Genomic DNA, 17,939 nt, shown 5'->3' with positions numbered 1-17,939 from the left:
GAGCTTGCGAGCCCCGCAGTCGCGAACAAAGGTGATTCAGCATGAACAAGGTCCTGCTCGCCACCCGTAACCGGAAGAAGCTGGTGGAGCTTCAGCGGATCCTGGACGGCGCGCTCGGCGCGCACCGGATCGCCCTGCTCGGCCTGGACGACGTCGAGCAGTACGCGGAACTGCCGGAGACCGGCCTGACCTTCGGTGAGAACGCCCTGATCAAGGCGCGGGAGGGGTGCCGGCAGACCGGTCTGCCGACCATCGCCGACGACTCCGGGCTGGCGGTGGACGCGCTCAACGGGATGCCGGGGGTGTTCAGCGCCCGCTGGTCCGGTCGGCACGGCGACGACCAGGCCAACCTCCAGCTGGTGCTGGACCAGATCGCCGACGTGCCGGACGAGCAGCGGGCGGCGTCGTTCGTCTGCACCGTGGCGCTGGTCCTGCCCGGCGGCAAGGAGCACCTGGTCGACGGCCGGCAGTCCGGGCAGGTGCTGCGCGCTCCGCGCGGCGACGGCGGGTTCGGCTACGACCCGATCTTCCTGGGTGACGGGCAGGACCGGACCAACGCCGAGCTGACCCCGGCGGAGAAGGACGCGATCAGCCACCGGGGCAAGGCGCTGCGCGAGCTGGCGAAGCTGGTCGCCAAGGTCCTGCCGCCCGCCGCCTGACGGGCGCGAGGTCCTGCCGCCCGCCGCCTGACGGGCGCGAGGTGCTGCCGCCCGCCACCTGACCCGTGGCGGGCGACAGCGACCCGATCCGGGTCAGCCCAGCGGGCCGACCTCCCGTTCGATGGCGGCGCGCAACCCACCTCCGGCGACGACCGCACGGGCCGCCTCCATCACCGGGGCGAGGAACACGTCCGGGCCGGGCTCACCGGCCGCCGGGCCGAGCGCGGTGACGGCGGCACGGCCGGCCGGCGACGGTTGCAGGGGCGCACGCAGTTGCAGACCGCGTACGCCGGCCAGCAACTCCACCGCGAGCAGGCTGGTGAGGTTGTCCAGCACGGTGCGCAGCTTCTTCGCCGCCGCCCAACCCATCGACACGTGGTCCTCCTGCATGCCGCTGGTGGGCAGCGAGTCCACCGAGGCGGGGGCGGCCAGGCGACGGTTCTCGGCGACGATGCCCGCAGCCGTGTACTGGGCGATCATCAGCCCGGAGTTGACCCCGGCGTCGGGGGAGAGGAACGCCGGCAGTTCCCGGGAACGGGTGACGTCGAGCAGCCGGTCCACCCGCCGCTCGGCGATGGCGCCCACCTCGGCGGCGGCGATGGCGAGGAAGTCCGCCGCGAAGCCCAGCGGCGCGCCGTGGAAGTTACCCGTCGACTCGACCCGGCCGTCCGGCAGCACGACCGGGTTGTCCACCACGGACACCAACTCCCGGGCGGCGACGGTGCGGACGAAGTCCAGGGTGTCGCGGGCGGCGCCGGCCACCTGCGGGGCGCAGCGCATCGAGTACGCGTCCTGCACGGCGTGCGCCAGGTCGTCGCGGTGCGAGTCCATCACCCGGGAGTCCTGCAACAGGCGGTGGATGTTCGCCGCCGAGGCGGCCTGGCCGGGGTGCGGCCGGATCGCGTGCAGCTCGGGCAGGAACGGCCGCTCGGAGCCGAGCATCGCCTCGATGGCCAGCGCGGCGGTCACGTCGGCCATGGCGAACAGGTGCTCCGCGTCGTCGATCGCCAGCAACAGCATGCCGAGCATGCCGTCGGTGCCGTTGATCAGCGCGAGCCCCTCCTTGGCGGCCAGCTCGATCGGCTTGAGCCCGGCGGCGGTCAGCGCGTCGGCGGCGTCCAGCCGCTCACCTGCCGGGCCGAGGACCCAGCCCTCACCGAGCAAGGTCAGCGCGCAGTGTGCCAGCGGAGCCAGGTCACCGGAGGCGCCCAGCGAGCCGTGCTCCGGCACCCACGGGGTGATGTCGTTGTTGAGCAGGTCGACCAGGGCCCCGGCGACCAGCGGCCGGACCCCGGAGCGGCCCAGGGCGAGGGACCGGACCCGCAGCAGCATCATGGCCCGGACCACCTCGCGCGGCATCGGGGAACCCACCCCGGCGGCGTGCGAACGGATCAACGCGTGTTGCAGCTCGGCGCGCCGCTCCGGAGCGACGAAGGTGTTGGCCAGCGCCCCGAACCCGGTGGACACCCCATAGACCGGACGGCCGGACGACTCGATGCCGTCCACGATGGCCCGGCTGGTCGCCATCGCGTCGATGGTGGCCGGGTCGAGGACGACAGTGGCGGTGCCGCGGGCCACCGCGAGGACGTCGTCGGCGGAGATTCCGGTGGGCTGGATGGTCACTGTCGTCATGGCGTTACTCCGTTGCGCATTACCTGGCGGATCAAGGGGACACCGGGCCGGTAGGCCAGGTGGAGGTACGACGGCGCGTCCAGGACGACGAGGTCGGCCCGCGCGCCGGGGGCGAGGACACCGATGTCGTCGCGACGCAGCGCCCGCGCGCCACCGGCAGTGGCGGCCCAGACCGCCTCCGCCGGGGTCATCCGCATCTCGCGGACCGCGAGGGCGACGCAGAAGGGCATCGACGAGGTGTACGAAGAGCCGGGGTTGCAGTCCGTCGCCAGCGCCACCGTGACACCGGCGTCGAGCAGCCGGCGCGCGTCCGGGTACGGCGATCGGGTGGAGAACTCCGCGCCCGGCAGCAGGGTCGCCACCGTGCGGGTCCCCGACCCGTCGCTGTGGGCCGTGCCGGCCAGCGCGTCCACGTCGGCGTCGCCCAGGTGGGTGCAGTGGTCGACGCTCGCCGCGTCCAGCTCCACGCCGAGCCGCACCCCCGCTCCGGGGCCGAGTTGGTTCGCGTGGATACGGACGCCCAGCCCGGCAGCCTGCCCGCAGGCCAGGATGGCCCGGGCGTGGTCGACGTCGAAGGCACCCCGCTCGCAGAACACGTCGACCCACTTCGCGTACGGCGTGGCGGCGGCCAGCATCGGGCCGCACACCAGGCTCACGTAGTCGTCGGGGCGGTCGGCGTACTCGGCGGGCACCACGTGCGCCCCGAGGAAGGTGGTCTCGGTGCTGCTCTCGGCGGCGATCCGCAGCGAGCGGGCCTCGTCGGCGACGGTCAGCCCGTACCCACTCTTGATCTCCATGGTCGTGGTGCCCTGGCGCAGCGCCTCCCCGCGCAGCCGGCGCACGGTGGCCCGCAACTCGTTGTCGGTGGCGGCCCGGGTGGCGCCGACGGTGGTCCGGATGCCGCCGCCGGTGTAGGGCTGACCGGCCATCCGGGCGGCGAACTCGGTGGCGCGGTCCCCGGCGAAGACCAGGTGGGCGTGGCTGTCCACGAAGCCGGGCAGCACCGCCGCCCCACCGGCGTCGAGCCGCCGGTCGGCGGCCGGCGCGTACGCGGACGGCCCGACCCAGGCCACCCGACCCTCCTCGACCAGGACGGCCGCGTCGCGGCGGATGCCCAGCGGGCCCTCGCCCGCACCGTTGGTGACCAGCTCTCCGATGTTGTCGACGAGCAGGCTGCTCATGAGGGCGTCACCGCCTCGATGGCCGCCGACAACTCGGCCGACACGTCGACCCTCAGGTGCCGGCCCTCGGCCACCACCAGCCGACCGTCCACCACGACCTGCGTGACGTCCGCGGCGGAGGCCGCGAAGAACGCGCCCACCGGCGGCACCCCGGCGGTACGGGCGCTGTCCAGCCGTACCGTGACCAGGTCGGCACGTTCGCCGACGGCGATCCTCCCGGCGTCGGCCCAGCCCAGCGCGGCGTGCCCGGCGGCGGTGGCCGCCGTCACCAGGTCCACCGGCGTGAAGTGGCCGCGTCGGCGGGTACGCAGCCGCTCGTCCAGCTCCATCGCCCGGGCCTCCTCGAACAGGTCGACCACCGCGTGACTGTCGCTGCCGAGGCTCAGCCGGATGCCCGCGTCGGCCATCAGCCGGGCCGGGCCGATGCCGTCGGCGAGGTCCCGCTCGGTGGTCGGGCAGAGGCACACCCCGGTCCCGCTGTCGGCGAGCACTGTCAGGTCGGCGCTGGTCGGGTGGGTGGTGTGCACGGCTGTGGTGTTGGGACCGAGCACGCCGTGCTCGGCGAGCAGCCCGGTGGGCGAGCGCCCGTGCACGGCCCGGCACTCGTCGTTCTCGGCGGGCTGCTCGGAGAGGTGCACGTGCAGCGGCGCCCGCCGCTGCCCGGCCCACTCGGCCACCGTGCTGAGCTGGTCGGCCGGGACCGCGCGTACCGAGTGCACCGCCGCGCCGACCCGGACGTGCGAGTCCGTCGGCTGGAACGCCTCCGCCCGCTGCGCCCAGCGGGTCGCGTCGCCGTCGCCGAAGCGGCGCTGCGGGCCGGTGAGCGCCTGTCCGTCCACGGTGGACGTCAGATAGCAGGTGTCCAGCAGGGTGAGCCGGATCCCGGCGTATGCGGCGGCCTCGACCAGCGCCGCGCCCATCTCGTTCGGGTCGTCGTACGCGCCGCCGCCGGGGCGGTGGTGCAGGTAGTGGAACTCGCCCACACAGGTGACCCCGGCGAGCGCCATCTCCGCGTACACCGCCCGGGCCAGAGCCAGGTAGGTGTCCGGGTCCAGCCGGTCCGCGACGCCGTACATCTGGTCCCGCCAGGTCCAGAAGTCACCCCGGCCGCCGTGGGTGCGCCCCCGCAGCGCCCGGTGGAAGGCGTGCGAGTGCACGTTGGCCAGACCCGGCAGGGTCAGGCCGGGCAGTGCCACGGCGTCCGCGTACACCTCGACCCCGGCGTCCGGCCCGTGCGCTCCCAGCAGCGGCGTCACCGCGGTGATCCGGCCGTCCTCGACCTCGATCAGCACGTCGGGCGTGGGCTCGGCGTGCTCGGGCAACCAGGCGTACTCCGCCAGCCAGCGGGTGGTGGTCATGCCGCTCGCCTCCTTTGGAGCTGAATCGTCTGCGACATCAGCGGCAGCGTCGGCGCGGGCGTCGGCCCGGGCGCGGTCGTCGGCGCGGGCGCTGGCGTCGGCCCGAGCGCGGGCGCGGGCGCGGTCGTCGGCCCGAAGTCGGGCGTCGGTGCCGAGTCGGGCGTCGGCCCGGGCGTGGGCGTCGGTGCCGGGCCTCGGTCTGATTCGTTTGCGACATCAGCTCCAAAGGACGGCACCACCAGGGGTCGACCCCCGCCGCGTCGGAGCCGCCGTACCTCGCCTACCGGCATGTCAGTTCCTCCAGCACCCGGGCCAGTGCCCGTACCCCGGCGGCGCAGTCGTCGTCGCTCGCGGCCTCGGCGGGGGAGTGCGAGACCCCGGTCGGGTTGCGCACGAAGAGCATCGCGGTGGGCAGATGCCCGGCGAGCACCCCGGCGTCGTGCCCCGCACCGGTCGGCAGCACCGGCGCGTCCAGCAGCGTGGCCAGGCGCTCGGCCAGCCCACCGTCGAAGGCGACCAGCTCGGTGGCCGACTCCTCGGTGACCGTCACCGCCGTGCCGTCGCGGCGGGCCCGCTCGGTGAGCTTGCCGCGTACCGTGTCGACCAGGCCGGCCAGCGTCTCCGGGTCGGCGGCGCGGGCGTCCAGCCAACCGGTCACTTTCGACGGGATGGCGTTGGTGGCGTTGGGTTCGACGGCGACGCGACCCACTGTGGCGTGCGCGCCGCGCAGCCGGGCCTCCTTGTTGGCCGCCAGCACCGCGAACGCGTAGGTGAGCATCGGGTCGCGGCGGTCGGCCATCCGGGTCGTACCCGCGTGGTTGCCCTCCCCGACCACGTCGAAGCGCCACCGGCCGTGCGGCCAGATCGCGCTGGCCACCGCGACCGGCGCGTCGGTGTCGACGAGCGCGCGGCCCTGCTCGACGTGCAGCTCCACGAAGGCGCCGAATCGGCCCAGCACCTCCGGGCGGGCGCCCGCCGGTCGGTCGCCGAGCGCGTCGGCGAAGCTCACCCCGGCCGCGTCCCGCAGGCCGGCCGCGCGCTCCGGCGGCAGCGCCCCGGTGAGCAGCCGAGACCCCAGGCAGGGTACGCCGAAGCGCGCCCCCTCCTCCTCCACGAACGCGCCCAGCACCAGCGGCCGGTCCGGGGTGACCCCGGCGGCGCGTAGTTTGTCCACGGCGAGGAAGGCGCTCACGATGCCGAGAGGACCGTCGTACGCCCCGCCGTGCGGCACCGAGTCGAAGTGGCTGCCGGTCAGCACGGCGTCGGCGCCCTCGGGGTCACCCCAGTGGGCGAAGAGGTTGCCGTTGCCGTCCTCGGTCACCGGCATCGCCCGACGGTCGGCCTGCGCGCGGAACCAGGTCCGCAGCTCCAGCTCCGGCGCTGTCAACGCGTACCGCAGATAGCCACCGCTGTCGGCGTCCCGGCCGATCGGCGCGATCTCGTCCCACAGGGCCCGGAACCGGGCGGAGAGGTCGGCCGTCACGAGTCGACACCCTCGGCCATCGGGACGCGGACCCCGGTGCGCTCGGCGACCTCGCGGGCGCTGTCGTAACCCGCGTCGACGTGCCGGATCACGCCCATCGCCGGGTCGTTGGTGAGCACCCGCTCGATTTTCTGACCGGCCAGGGCGGTGCCGTCGGCCACGCAGACCTGCCCGGCGTGGATCGACCGGCCGATGCCGACGCCACCGCCGTGGTGGATGGACACCCAGGACGCCCCGCTGGCCGTGTTGACCAGGGCGTTGAGCAGCGGCCAGTCGGCGATCGCGTCGGAGCCGTCGGCCATGCCCTCGGTCTCCCGGTACGGGCTGGCGACGCTGCCGGTGTCCAGGTGGTCCCGGCCGATCACCACCGGCGCGGAGAGTTCACCGGAGGCGACCATGTCGTTGAACCGCACCCCCGCCCGGTCCCGTTCGCCCTGGCCGAGCCAGCAGATCCGGGCCGGCAGGCCCTGGAAGGCGACTCGCTCACCGGCGAGCTTGATCCAGCGGGCCAGCGACTCGTTCTCCGGGAACAGGTCCAGGATCGCCCGGTCGGTGGCCGCGATGTCCGCCGGGTCGCCGGAGAGCGCCGCCCACCGGAACGGGCCCCTGCCCTCGCAGAACAACGGCCTGATGTACGCCGGCACGAAGCCGGGGAAGTCGAACGCCCGCTGGTAGCCGCCGAGCTGTGCCTCACCCCGGATCGAGTTGCCGTAGTCGAACACCTCGGCCCCGGCGTCGAGGAAGCCGACCATCGCCTCGACGTGCTTCGCCATCGACGCCCGGGCCCGGTCGGTGAACTCGGTCGGCTTCGCCGCCGCGTAGTCGCGGGCGTCGGCGAGCTCCACCCCCACCGGCAGGTACGCCAGCGGGTCGTGCGCGCTGGTCTGGTCGGTGACGATGTCGATCTCGACGCCCCGACGGAGCAGCTCCGGGAAGACCTCGGCGGCGTTGCCGACCACCCCGACGCTGAGCGCCCGGCGGTCCCGCTTCGCGGCGAGGACCCGCGCGACCGCGTCGTCCAGCGAGTCGGCGACCTCGTCGAGGTAGCGGTCGTGCACCCGGCGGTCGAGCCGGGTGCGGTCCACGTCCACGATCAGGCAGACGCCGTCGTTCATGGTGACCGCCAGGGGTTGCGCGCCACCCATCCCGCCGCAGCCTGCGGTCAACGTCAACGTGCCGGCGAGGGTGCCGGCGAACCGTTTTGCGGCCACCGCCGCGAACGTCTCGTAGGTGCCCTGGAGGATGCCCTGGGTGCCGATGTAGATCCACGAACCGGCGGTCATCTGCCCGTACATGGTCAGGCCGAGCTGTTCCAGGCGGCGGAACTCCGGCCAGGTCGCCCAGTCGCCGACCAGGTTGGAGTTGGCCAGCAGCACCCGGGGCGCCCACTCGTGGGTGCGCATCACCCCGACCGGGCGGCCCGACTGCACCAGCATCGTCTCGTCCTCGCGCAGGTCGGTGAGCGTGCGGACCAACGCGTGGTACGACGGCCAGTCCCGCGCCGCCTTCCCGGTGCCGCCGTAGACCACCAGGTCGTCGGGGCGCTCGGCCACCTCGGGATCGAGGTTGTTCATCAGCATGCGCAGAGCGGCCTCCTGCTGCCACCCGCGGGTGGTGAGCCGGCTGCCCCGTGCGGCACGGATGGGCTTGGTCATCTCTGCTTCTCCTCCGGTCATCTGAGGAACAACTGTCGGCGGGCCGCGGAGGCTTCGAACGCCTCCAGCCGGCGTTGGGTGTCGGCCGGCGCGGCGTCGCAGATCGCCTGCAACAGCACCATGGCCAGGGTCATCGGTGCGGTGTGCAGGTCGAACACGAGCTGCGCGCCGACCGCGGCGGGCAGCACCACGTGGGCGTGCTCGGTGGCCGGGCTGACCGGTGAGTCGGTGATCGCCACCACGGTCAGCCCGGCGGCGCGCGCGTCACGCAGCGCGTCCAGGGTCTCCCGGGGATAGCGGGGCAGGACGAACGCCAGCAGGGCGGACGCTCCGGCCTCGGCCGCCTGCTCCAGCCGGTCGGTGAGCAGGCTGCCGCCGTCGTCGAGCACGCGGACGTCCGGGTGCACCTTCGCCGCGAAATAGGCGAAGTACGCGGCCAGCGGCGCGGCGGCACGCAGACCGAGCACCGGCAGCGGGCGGCTCTCGGCGAGCAGCCGCCCGGTCTCGGCGATCCGGTCCCGGTCGGCGAGCTGACCGGCGAGCCGGTCCAGGTTGCCCATCTCCGCGCGTACCGCCTGCTGGAGTTCGTTGCCGGCGTCCGTCGACCCGCCGGGTGTCCCGGCGGTGAGATCACGCAGCCGACGGCGTAGGGCCGGGTAACCGTCGTGCCCGAGCGCGACGGCGAACCGGGTGACCGACGGCTGGCTGACCCCGGCGAGATCGGCGACCTCGGCGGCCGACAGGTACGCCACGGCGGGGGCGTGCTGCACGAGGCAGTGCGCGATCCGGCGCTGCGTGGGGGTGAGCCGCACACCCTGGAACAGGTCGAGCACCCGGTCAGCGGGTGCCTCGACAGCTCCTTCATTCATGAGCTGACTCTATGCATAGAAACTTTCACGAGGCAAGCAGTGGTCCCCCGCATCGAAGGGTGCCAACCGGGGCCGGGAGCGCTGGACGGCGGTCGGTACTATCCGCACGGCGGTTCAACGGAGGAGTGCGCATGCAGCCGGAAGGCCCCTACAGGTTCACCCACGCTCTCGGCGGGTCACCAGTGGGCAAGGCATGGGCAGCCATCGACGAGCAGGGCCGGTTCGTCACGGTGGCGGTGCTCGACGCCACCGTCGCCGCCACCGCCGGATGGCGCGAAGCCTTCTCCGGGGCAGCCGACCTGCTGGCGCGCTCGGCCGACCCGACCCCCTACACGTACGCCGACTTCTCCGCCGCCGCCCCCTGGGTGGCCTATGCGGCGGACGTCGGCCCCGGCGCGGAGAAGCTGTTCCGGGCCCTCGGTGTCGACTACACCCCCGCCCCGACGACGGCCCCGCCGACCTCCGCCCCACCGTCCTCCGCGCCGCCGTCGTCCGGCCCACCGTTCTCCGCGCCGCCTGCGGTGTCCGCGCCTCCCGTGTCGGCCCCGCCGCAGCCCGTCTCCGGTGGACCGCCTGCCCCGTGGGCGGTGCAGGCCGCGCCGATCCCCAGCCAACTGGTATCCGCAGCCCCGCACCCGGTCTCCGGCGCACCCACCTCACCAGGTGCGGTGACCTCCGCGCCGCCGGCCATCCCCGTTCCGACGAGTGGGCCGGGCGGCGACGCGTTCACCTCACCGGTCCGCCGCATCGCCCCGTCCGCGCCCAAGCCCCAGCGGACCGGCCTCTGGATCGGGATCGCCGCGCTGGTCCTGGTGGTGCTCGCCGGTGCCGGCGGCCTGGCACTGTGGAGGGGCTCGGGCGACAAGCCCACGGACGTTGCCGGCGGCAGCAGCAGCCCCGCACCGCCGCCGATGCCCGCCACGCCACCACAGTCACCCGGCATCGAACCGCCGCAGGGCGGTAAGTGGCCGACCCAGTGGCCGACGTTCACCGAGCGGGACAACGTACGCACGTTGGCGAACCTCGACGGGCTCGGCTTCCCGGTCAAGGTTCCGCTGGACTGGAACTGCACCATCGCCGGTCAGGCCGAGGGCTTCGCCAAGTACAACTGCGGCCGGGCGGCCTCGGGGGAATCCACGATGGGCGGTGAGCTGATCGTCCGGAACTGTCCTCAGCCGTGCGACGAGCGCCGCCAGACCGCCATGCGGATGGCTGAGGAGGCGTGGGGCGCGCGGTGGATCCGCACCGGTCAGTCCACCACCCTCGGCGAGACGTTGCTCAACGTCGACGGTGAGCAGCGACACGCTCTGGTCGTCGTCGCCTACTACCGTGGTGGCCCGGACGGCGTCGTCGATCGACAGATCGTCCTGCGGCTGACCGGTCCGATGCAGGAGGCGAATCAGCTGCGTCGCATCGCCACCTACCTGCGGGGCGTGCTCGTCTTCTAGGCCCGGCGCGGATGTGCGTGCCCTGCGGCACGCACATCCGTCGCCGGTGACGCTCAGACTCCGGCGTCGGCGATCCAGGCCGTCATCCGCGCCGCGAACTGCTGTTCCGAGAACCCGTTGGCGTGTGACCGGACACGGTCCTGCGACAGCTCCGTCAACCGGTGCACCAGCGGAACGAAGCTACGCGGCTCCCGGGAGTCGATGAGGAAGCCGGTCTCCCCGTCGACGACGGTCTCCAGCAGGCCACCTCGGCGCAGACCCACGACCGGGGTCCCGCACGCCTGAGCCTCGACCGGGATGATGCCGAAGTCCTCGTGCACGGGGAACAACAGCGCCCTCGCACCCCAGTAGAGCTGGCGCAGACGCTCCTTCGACGGACGCACCTCGAACGTCACCGGCACCCTGACCCGCTCGGCCGCACGTCGCAGAGCGGCCTCTTCCGGACCGGAACCGGCGATCACCACCGGCAGCCCGGCCTCCTCGGCGATCTGGATGATCAGGTCGAAGTTCTTGTACGGGATCCACCGCCCCACCCCGAGCAGGTAGTCGCGCGACTGGCTCTGGTCCGCAGCCGGCGCGGCCGCGAAGTAGTCGACGTCCACCGGCGGGTTGATGACGACCGCGTCCCTGCGCCAGAAACGGGCGATGCGGGCCCGCACCTCCTCCGAGTTCGCGGCATAGCTGTTCACATGACGGCTGAGCCGGACGTCGGCGGTCTGCAACACGCGTCGCGGCAACGTCAGCATCGGGTTGGAGCCACGCCCGTCGAAGTCCGGGCTCCAGATGTACCGCGCGGGGGAGTGCACGTAGCTGAGGTAGCGGGTGCTCTCCGACGTACCGAGCCGGACGGTGTGCGCGAACGCGTGGCTGGACGAGATCACCAGGTCGAACCGCTCCTGGCTGAGGGTCCGCCACACCAGTGGCATCACCGGCAGCGCCCCTGCCTTCGTCCGGCGCAGCGGTGTCCGCGCCATCCACGACTCCCGCAGGTTGGGCTCGACGGCGTCGTGGTCCTTCCAGAGCACGAAACGCTCGGCATCCGGCAGCAGGTTGCTGATCTGTCGGAAGACGTTCTCCGAACCGCCGGTCGCCCCGAACCACTCGTGGACGAGCGCGACACGGGCGCTCGCCAGGGCGTCGAGTGGGCCTGTCGCGCCGGCTTGGGGGATCGCGGAAAGGTTGTCTACCACTGGTTGCTCCTCATGCCACGGGACTTGCGGCGCCCGACGAATCCGAGCCGCCATAGTGATCACTGTTCGCCGTCCGGCGATCGGCGGAGGTTCCGCTCGCCGATTTCGTACTGATCTCCGCGAAACCCTTGCGCAACTGTCGGCGGAGCATCGCGGCGAGTGGCCGTTCCACGAACCGGTTCGTCAGGTACGCGAGCAGAAGCACCCCGGCCACGAAAGCGGTAACCAACAGCCATGGCGTCACCGAGTCGTGGAACCGGATAACCACGATCCGGCTGAACTGCATGTGCAGCAGGTACACCGGATAGGTCAGCGCCCCGATGACAGTCAGGCCGCGCCACGTGAACCAGGAGAACCAGCCCAGCGCCACCGCCACCATCAGGGCGAAGAACAGGAACATCACGGGAAGCGCGACCTCGAACGACACGACGGGCTGGTCGGCGTTCTGTCCATCCACCCGGCGCCCGAGGGTGATCAGACCGATCACCATCGACGTGCCGAGAATTCCCCAGGCCACCAGGTTCGGACCGAACCGATAGATCAGGTATAGCGCGATACCGGCGACGAAATACGGGGCGAAGCCTGCCTCGACAAACTGGATCAGGGGCTTGACCTGCGAGTACTCGGCGTAGAGGGCGGCGGTCATCCACAACACGCAGAAGAGCACGCCCCGCTTGTAGGTCAGCCCGAACCACACGACGACAGCGAAGAGGAGGTAGAACTTCAGCTCGACGAAGAGGGTCCAGTAGACCGAGTCGATGTTCGGTATGCCGAGGAAGGTCTGCAGCATCGTCGCGTTGATGAGGACGTGTGACGGCTGCGGGGGACCGTTCTCGAGCGGCCACAGCGTGAGGGCCGCCGAGGTGGCCAGTACCGCGAAGACGTATGCGGGCATGAGGCGGGTGACCCGCGAGATCGCGAAGTCGGCAACGGACCGACCCCAGCAGCTCATACAGATCACGAACCCGCTGATGACGAAGAAGAACTCCACACCCATCCAGCCGTACCGGAACACGGTGACGACCGGCTCACCGAAGATCTCGACCACGTTCCTACCCCAGGCACCGCGGTTGTCGTTGTCGACGAACACGTGGAAGCCGAGTACCGCGATGGCGGCGCAGAAGCGCAGCAGGTCGAGGATGTAGAGGCGGTCGCCGCGTGCGCGCTGCGCAGGCGCGGAGGCCGTCACGTCGGGGGTAGCCGAGGGCGGTGGGGCCGGACGGTCCGGCGCTCCCTCCACCCCGGTCATCAAACCGGCCTGCCCAGTCATGGTCTCCTCATTTGATCGCCACCAGGTCGTCCTGCGGAGTCTCGTCGACTCCGCGACCGAGCTTCTTCAGGACGAACGACAGGAACGTACGGCGCAGCTGGGGCACGGCCGCCACGTAGCCGATCCAGACCAGCAGGATCGCCACGCACGATGCGACGAGGTGCAGCAGCCCGGAGCCGGCCAACAGATATCCGGCGACGGCCGCGGCAGCCGCACCGGGCAGCGCGATCGCGATCAGCCGCATGCTGAAGCCCAGTACCGACAGCAACCGGGCCGAGATGAGGAACATCAGGATGCCGCTGAGGGATGAAGCGGCGCCGATCGTGAAAGCACCCCAGTGCTTGTACAGCAGCAGGTTGAAGGCGATCGGAACGCCGAAGGAGACCGCCATCACGATCGCGACCTTGAAGTTCGCCCCCCGGGCGTTCAACACCTTCACGAAGGTGTAGCCGAGCACGTGCGCCCAGATCCCGAGCGCGAAGCCCAGCAACAGCACCGAGGAGACGTCCACCGCTCGGCTGTCGAACTCGCCCCGGGCGTACAGCAGGGTGACGATTCCCCTGCTGTTGAGAGAGAGGACCAGGGCGAGGGGGATGGCCACCAGGATCACCGGTGGGATCAGGCGGCGGAGCCCGTCACCCACCTCGTGCGTCTTCATGCGGGCGAACGAGGCCAGGCCGGCCAGGCCCAGCGGCGCGGCGAGCAGGGCCATCACCGAGTCGACCACGAACCGTGCGTACTCGGTGGCCGCGACCACCTCCACACCGAGCAGCGACCCGACGGCCCGCTCGACGCCGATCGACCCCTGGAGGATCACCGGAATCAGCAGCAACGGCCGCAGCCGTCGCCAGAACATCCGCAGAGCCAGCTTGGTGGCGGTCCGGTCCGGGCGGTGGGGACCCGACCCGTCAGCCTCGCGCAGATAGCCCTGACGTCGAAGCCAGTAGCTGCCCACACACCACAGCACGATGTACGGGAGGGTGAACCCCCAGGCCAGCACCGACACGTGGCCGGTCATCCAGGCGATGACCGTGGCGAGGATCAGCCCGATGCTCTGGCACGAGGGGCGCAGGTTGATCAGTCTGACGTCGTCGTTGGCGAGGCCGACCAGGGTGTACAGGTTGTAGAGAACATAGAACGGTACGCCCAGCGCGGCGATGCCGAGCATCGTCGCGGCGATGTCCGCCGTGTGGGGGTCGAGGCCCGGTCCGAGCAGCCCCACCCACAGGTCCCGACCGAAGATGAGCGCCACCGCCAGGACCACGGAGAACACACCCAGCAGCAGGTGCACGGCGCGATAGAGCACCTGCGCCATCGAGGGCCGCTCCTGGCGGTACTGCACGTAGAGCGGCAGGAACCCGGCGGAGAGCGCGTCGGCGGTGAAGAAGTTGATCGGGATCAACGTCGCCGTCAACGCGATGCGGTTGGCAGCGACCACCCGCCCCGCTCCGAAGAGCGCGGCCAACAGGACCTCGCGGAGCAGGCCGAGGATCTTCCCGGCGATGCCACCGAGAACCAGACGGAAGAAGACCTTGCCCATGTCAGGCCTGACGCTGTGTGATCAGCTGCGCGAAGTCGGCGAGGTAGTCCCGTGCGCAGTGGTCGAGAAGGAAGGTGGGCGGAAGCAGGTTGACGCGCGGCCCCCGCTCCGCCGTCACCTTCTGCACCACGTCGGCGAGCGCGTCGGAGTCAGCCGTGTCGACTTCGTGCAACACCCGGCTCAGCGCCTCGGATCGGATCGAACCGGCGGTGACGACGCACGGCAGGCCGGAGGCCAACGCCTCCAGAACCGCCATCGGGAGCCCTTCCAGACGTGCCGTGGTGAGCAGTGACACGTCCGCCGCGGAGTAGTAGTCGCGCACCACGTCCGCGTCGACGCGTCCGGTGAACCGGACCATCTCCTCCAACTGGAGCTTGCGGACCAGACCCTGCAACCGCCCCTCGTCCGGGCCGTCGCCGACGACCACGAAGCGGAACCGGCTGCCGAGGCCGCGGTCGCGCAGGATCGCCGCCGCCTGCAGCGCCCGATCCACCCTCTTCTGCACGTGCAGGCGGCCCACGCAGCCGACCAGCACGGTCTCCTCGTCGACTCCCAGCTCGCGCCGGATCCGGTCCCGGGCGACGCCGTCGAACGCGTGATCCTCGGCTCGGACGCCGTTGGGGATCAGACGCACCTTGTCGGGCGAGGCGGACCAGTTCTGCGGTGCTGCCGTCAGCGACTCGACCACGTTCTCGCCGACCGCGACGAGGCGGTCGAAGTCGCGGTAGCGGGCCAGGTCGCGCACCAGGCCGAGGGCGTTCTTGGGCGTGCCGGCCAGGGAGCGCGCGGTCGGTGCCCGCAGCTTCGAGCCCAACTCCATGGCGGACGTACCGTGTACCTGGAGCACGAACGGCGTACGAGGGTGCTGGGCCCGCTCGCGGACCACCGCGTAGGAGCCGGCGCTCACCGAGAAGACCACGCTCGGGGCCGCGCTCGTCGCCACCCAGTGCGCCCGGGACTCCTCCCACCAGGCATGGGAGTAGCGGCCGGGCCGGGTGCCGGCCAACGGCGTCACCTGCACGCCGTCCTCGGTGAAGGTGCCGGAACGGCCGGGGATCGCGGTGGTGACGATCTGCACCCGCGGTACGTGCAATGCCCATTCGGCGGCCAGCCGCCAGGCGAGGGTCTCCATTCCACCGGTGTGGTGGTGCGGCGTCGACCGGGAATGGATGAGAATCGACTCGATCACAGCAGGTCCCTATACAACGATTCGAGTTTGCCGGTCTGTCGGCTCAGGTTGAACCGGTCTTCGACGTTCTGCCGTCCCACCTTGCCGAACCTGTCACAGAGGTCCTGGTCGCGTAGTAGCTCGATCAGCCGGTCCGCGAGCGCGGTGGCGTCTCGTTCGGGCACCAGGAAGCCGTTCGCCCCGTCCGTGACCGCCTCGGGGATGCCGCCGTGGTGGGTTCCGACCACGGGTTTGCCGGAGGCGGCCGCCTCCAACAGGACCATCCCCAGACCTTCCTGGTCACCGTCCTGGGCCGTCACGCTCGGCAGGCACAGCAGCGTCGACCGGCTCAGCCAGCGGAGGGTGTCACTGTGTTTCTGCGCGCCCAGGAAACGCACGCCGGCCTCGACCCCGACCTCCCGGGCGAGCGCACCGAGGGAGTCGCGTAGCGGCCCCTCGCCGATCAGTACCAGCTCGGCGGCGGGAACGGCCTTGCGCACCTCGGCGAACGCCCGCAGCAGGTACTGCGTCCCCTTCTTCTCCACCAACCGCGCGACGTGCAGGATCCGGGGCGTCTCCACGGGACCGGACGGTTCGATGGCGTCCACGTCCACCCCGATGGGCAGAACGTGACACTTCTCGGCGGGGTAACCCCACTCCACCGCGCGCCGACGGATGTGCTCGGACACACAGATGAACACGGCACCCTCGGAGAAGAGGGACTGACGCCAGGTCACGTAGTTCATCCACGAGGGCTTCTTCGACGTCATCATCTTCGTCCGACTGACCGTCACGTCGAAGCCGTGCAGGGTGGTGACCAGTGGCACTCCCAGCGCCTTCGCGGTGGGGACGGCGTACACCCCCTCCACGCCGAAGTGGGCGTGCAGCAGTGCGGTGCCCCGCTTCCCGAGGGCACCGGCGAGTGCCTCCGAGCGGCGGGTGAACGTGTACGACAGGACAGCGGGTTTGCCGAACTCGGCGACGCTTACCGAATCAGTTCCCGGTCGGGCCGGGACCGGGTCGCGGCCCACGAACAAGGGATGGAAGCTGCGCATCGCCAAGGCCTGGTTCGGAATGAACGTCTCGGACGGCAGGAATTGTTGATGTCTCAGGATCCCGACGGTGGGGAGTTGCATGGGGGTTCGACTCCTTGCGGTCGCCCACGACGAGGTAGGCCACCAGCAGCGAAAGAATGGGAATGAGATGGATGTCGCCGAAGATCTCGGTGTTGTCGCCCAAACCGTGGATCAGCGTCCACGCGACCGCGGCGGTGGCCCAGAGCGCGAAGGTCCGATGCCGGTGACCACCGGTGTTCACGGCCCGGACGGCGAGCCGCAGGGTGAGCGCGAAGAACACCGCGATCAGCACCAGGCCGGCCAGACCGGTCGCGGCCCATCCCGCCAGGAGGACGTTGTGGGGCGGGAAGCTGCGGTAGATGCCGTGCTCACGCGCGTACGCCGCGAAGCCGGCGTCCCAGCCCCCGTAACCGAGGCCGAGGAGGGGATCCCGCAGGAACGCCTCGGCCCCGAAGCCCCAGATGGCTGTCCGGTCACCGAAGGACTTCGCCAACGCCTGGAGGAAGCCGAGTTCGGCGGCGAGCACCACCGCCCCGACGACGCCGAGCACACCGGTGCCCACGAGCCCGAGCGCCAGTCTGCGCCCCACCGGGCGTCGGTGGCTGCCGTGCCGGGACGGGAGCGGCTCTCCCGACCCCGCCCGGCGTGCCCGGGTGAGCCGCCGAACGGCGAGTACTGACGCGGGCAGGGCGACCGCGAGGAGCGTGGCCGATTTGGAACCGGTGACCGGCACCGCCGCCAGCGCTACGAAGCCCACCATGCGCGTCCAGCGGCTTCCGGTGATCGTCGCGATGGCGAAGGCGGCGACCGCGTTCACCCCGAGGAAGAGCCCGGCGACGTTCGCGTTGACGAACACCCCACCGGATTTGGCCTCGTCGAAGACGTTGTTCGGACTTCCGGTGAAGAGAGCGGCGACGGTGTTCTGCCCGCTGACGAGCCCGGCGATCGACCGCAGGAAGGCGTCCTCCACCCCGGGCAGGACGCGGAAGACGAGTACGAGCAGCGCCTCGACCACGATCCAGGGCCAGTACCAGGGTTCGATCCGGCGCAGCAGGCCGTCGTCCTGACGGACCGCCTGGACCATCAGCGTCAGCGTGACGACGAACTGGCCGAGCAGGGCGATCAGTGGCAGACCGGCTCGCGGGTCCGGGGACCAGGCCAGTGCGAGCAGCCGCACCACCAGCAGGGCGATCAGGACGCGGAACAGGCCGAGGCGGAACAGTTCGACACCTGAGCCGCGCCGGGCCGCCAACAGCACGCCCGGCACCAGCAGGATGGTGACCACCGTCGACGCCGCCACGTCGGTGCTGCCCTCGGGCAACAGATAGAACTGTGGCACCGCGAGGAAGAGCACGAGGCACGCTGCGGCCCACGGCGCCGATCCGATCGTGATCGCCCAAGCGATGGCTG

General features: G+C 71.5%; 14 protein-coding genes. 2 read left to right on the top strand and 12 right to left on the bottom strand.

The window, feature by feature from the left end; translation table 11 throughout:
- The first annotated feature begins 41 nt into the window (after window positions 1–41).
- Entirely contained in the window at window positions 42–659 is a 618-nt protein-coding gene (gene rdgB / locus O7617_RS06695) for an RdgB/HAM1 family non-canonical purine NTP pyrophosphatase (protein ID WP_282262232.1), read from the top strand.
- A gap of 93 nt (window positions 660–752) precedes the next feature.
- On the opposite strand, the gene hutH is transcribed toward rdgB, so the two are convergent.
- The 6 genes from hutH to O7617_RS06665 all read right to left on the bottom strand — a co-directional run bounded on the left by hutH (window position 753) and on the right by O7617_RS06665 (window position 8,837).
- Window positions 753–2,291: a histidine ammonia-lyase gene (hutH, locus tag O7617_RS06690; RefSeq protein WP_282262229.1), complete on the bottom strand. Its 1,539-nt coding sequence runs from the start codon at window positions 2,289–2,291 to the stop codon at window positions 753–755.
- Window positions 2,288–3,472, bottom strand: a complete 1,185-nt coding sequence (gene hutI, locus O7617_RS06685) for an imidazolonepropionase (RefSeq protein ID WP_282262228.1) — start codon at window positions 3,470–3,472, stop codon at window positions 2,288–2,290. Before hutI ends, hutH begins: the two co-directional genes overlap by 4 nt.
- Window positions 3,469–4,830, bottom strand: coding sequence for a formimidoylglutamate deiminase (locus O7617_RS06680; protein ID WP_282262227.1), 1,362 nt, complete (start codon window positions 4,828–4,830; stop codon window positions 3,469–3,471). Before O7617_RS06680 ends, hutI begins: the two co-directional genes overlap by 4 nt.
- A gap of 280 nt (window positions 4,831–5,110) precedes the next feature.
- On the bottom strand, window positions 5,111–6,313 hold the full coding sequence (locus tag O7617_RS06675) for an allantoate amidohydrolase (RefSeq protein ID WP_282262226.1): 1,203 nt from the start codon (window positions 6,311–6,313) through the stop codon (window positions 5,111–5,113).
- On the bottom strand, window positions 6,310–7,968 hold the full coding sequence (gene hutU / locus O7617_RS06670; RefSeq protein WP_282262224.1) for a urocanate hydratase: 1,659 nt from the start codon (window positions 7,966–7,968) through the stop codon (window positions 6,310–6,312). Before hutU ends, O7617_RS06675 begins: the two co-directional genes overlap by 4 nt.
- A gap of 17 nt (window positions 7,969–7,985) precedes the next feature.
- Window positions 7,986–8,837, bottom strand: coding sequence for a MurR/RpiR family transcriptional regulator (locus tag O7617_RS06665; RefSeq protein ID WP_282262223.1), 852 nt, complete (start codon window positions 8,835–8,837; stop codon window positions 7,986–7,988).
- A 131-nt stretch (window positions 8,838–8,968) separates the two neighbouring features.
- Between O7617_RS06665 and O7617_RS06660 the strand changes: the two genes are divergently transcribed.
- Window positions 8,969–10,285, top strand: a complete 1,317-nt coding sequence (locus tag O7617_RS06660; RefSeq protein WP_282262222.1) for a hypothetical protein — start codon at window positions 8,969–8,971, stop codon at window positions 10,283–10,285.
- A 53-nt stretch (window positions 10,286–10,338) separates the two neighbouring features.
- Here O7617_RS06660 and O7617_RS06655 read toward each other — a convergent pair whose 3' ends face one another.
- Genes O7617_RS06655 through O7617_RS06630 form a run of 6 tightly spaced genes read right to left on the bottom strand, consistent with a single transcriptional unit; the run spans window position 10,339 to window position 17,883 of the window.
- Window positions 10,339–11,475 (bottom strand): glycosyltransferase, encoded by a 1,137-nt coding sequence (locus O7617_RS06655; protein WP_282262221.1) that lies wholly within the window; start codon window positions 11,473–11,475, stop codon window positions 10,339–10,341.
- A 10-nt stretch (window positions 11,476–11,485) separates the two neighbouring features.
- On the bottom strand, window positions 11,486–12,745 hold the full coding sequence (locus O7617_RS06650) for an acyltransferase (RefSeq protein WP_282262219.1): 1,260 nt from the start codon (window positions 12,743–12,745) through the stop codon (window positions 11,486–11,488).
- A 7-nt stretch (window positions 12,746–12,752) separates the two neighbouring features.
- Window positions 12,753–14,285, bottom strand: a complete 1,533-nt coding sequence (locus O7617_RS06645) for a lipid II flippase MurJ (protein WP_282262217.1) — start codon at window positions 14,283–14,285, stop codon at window positions 12,753–12,755.
- 1 nt (window position 14,286) lies between these two features.
- On the bottom strand, window positions 14,287–15,474 hold the full coding sequence (locus O7617_RS06640; RefSeq protein WP_282262215.1) for a glycosyltransferase family 4 protein: 1,188 nt from the start codon (window positions 15,472–15,474) through the stop codon (window positions 14,287–14,289).
- Entirely contained in the window at window positions 15,471–16,484 is a 1,014-nt protein-coding gene (locus O7617_RS06635) for a glycosyltransferase (RefSeq protein WP_282262213.1), read from the bottom strand. Before O7617_RS06635 ends, O7617_RS06640 begins: the two co-directional genes overlap by 4 nt.
- Window positions 16,447–17,883 carry an O-antigen ligase family protein gene (locus O7617_RS06630; protein ID WP_282262211.1) on the bottom strand — a complete coding sequence of 479 codons (1,437 nt, stop codon included), beginning with the start codon at window positions 17,881–17,883 and terminating at the stop codon, window positions 16,447–16,449. The genes O7617_RS06635 and O7617_RS06630 overlap by 38 nt, the downstream gene beginning before the upstream one ends.
- Window positions 17,884–17,939 lie beyond the last annotated feature (56 nt).

It is taken from the genome of Micromonospora sp. WMMD1155 (assembly GCF_029581275.1).
Classification (GTDB): Bacteria; Actinomycetota; Actinomycetes; order Mycobacteriales; family Micromonosporaceae; genus Micromonospora.
Note: the sequence above shows the minus strand (reverse complement) of the source record. Positions and strands in the feature narration are given on the sequence as shown.

What these genes read in the sequence shown, in the direction of transcription:
- rdgB (WP_282262232.1), top strand. Translation starts at nt 42, where the DNA reads ATGAACAAGGTCCTGCTCGCCACCCGTAACCGGAAGAAGCTGGTGGAG.
- hutH (WP_282262229.1), bottom strand. Translation starts at nt 2,291, where the DNA reads ATGACGACAGTGACCATCCAGCCCACCGGAATCTCCGCCGACGACGTC.
- hutI (WP_282262228.1), bottom strand. Translation starts at nt 3,472, where the DNA reads ATGAGCAGCCTGCTCGTCGACAACATCGGAGAGCTGGTCACCAACGGT.
- O7617_RS06680 (WP_282262227.1), bottom strand. Translation starts at nt 4,830, where the DNA reads ATGACCACCACCCGCTGGCTGGCGGAGTACGCCTGGTTGCCCGAGCAC.
- hutU (WP_282262224.1), bottom strand. Translation starts at nt 7,968, where the DNA reads ATGACCAAGCCCATCCGTGCCGCACGGGGCAGCCGGCTCACCACCCGC.
- O7617_RS06665 (WP_282262223.1), bottom strand. Translation starts at nt 8,837, where the DNA reads ATGAATGAAGGAGCTGTCGAGGCACCCGCTGACCGGGTGCTCGACCTG.
- O7617_RS06660 (WP_282262222.1), top strand. Translation starts at nt 8,969, where the DNA reads ATGCAGCCGGAAGGCCCCTACAGGTTCACCCACGCTCTCGGCGGGTCA.
- O7617_RS06650 (WP_282262219.1), bottom strand. Translation starts at nt 12,745, where the DNA reads ATGACTGGGCAGGCCGGTTTGATGACCGGGGTGGAGGGAGCGCCGGAC.
- O7617_RS06645 (WP_282262217.1), bottom strand. Translation starts at nt 14,285, where the DNA reads ATGGGCAAGGTCTTCTTCCGTCTGGTTCTCGGTGGCATCGCCGGGAAG.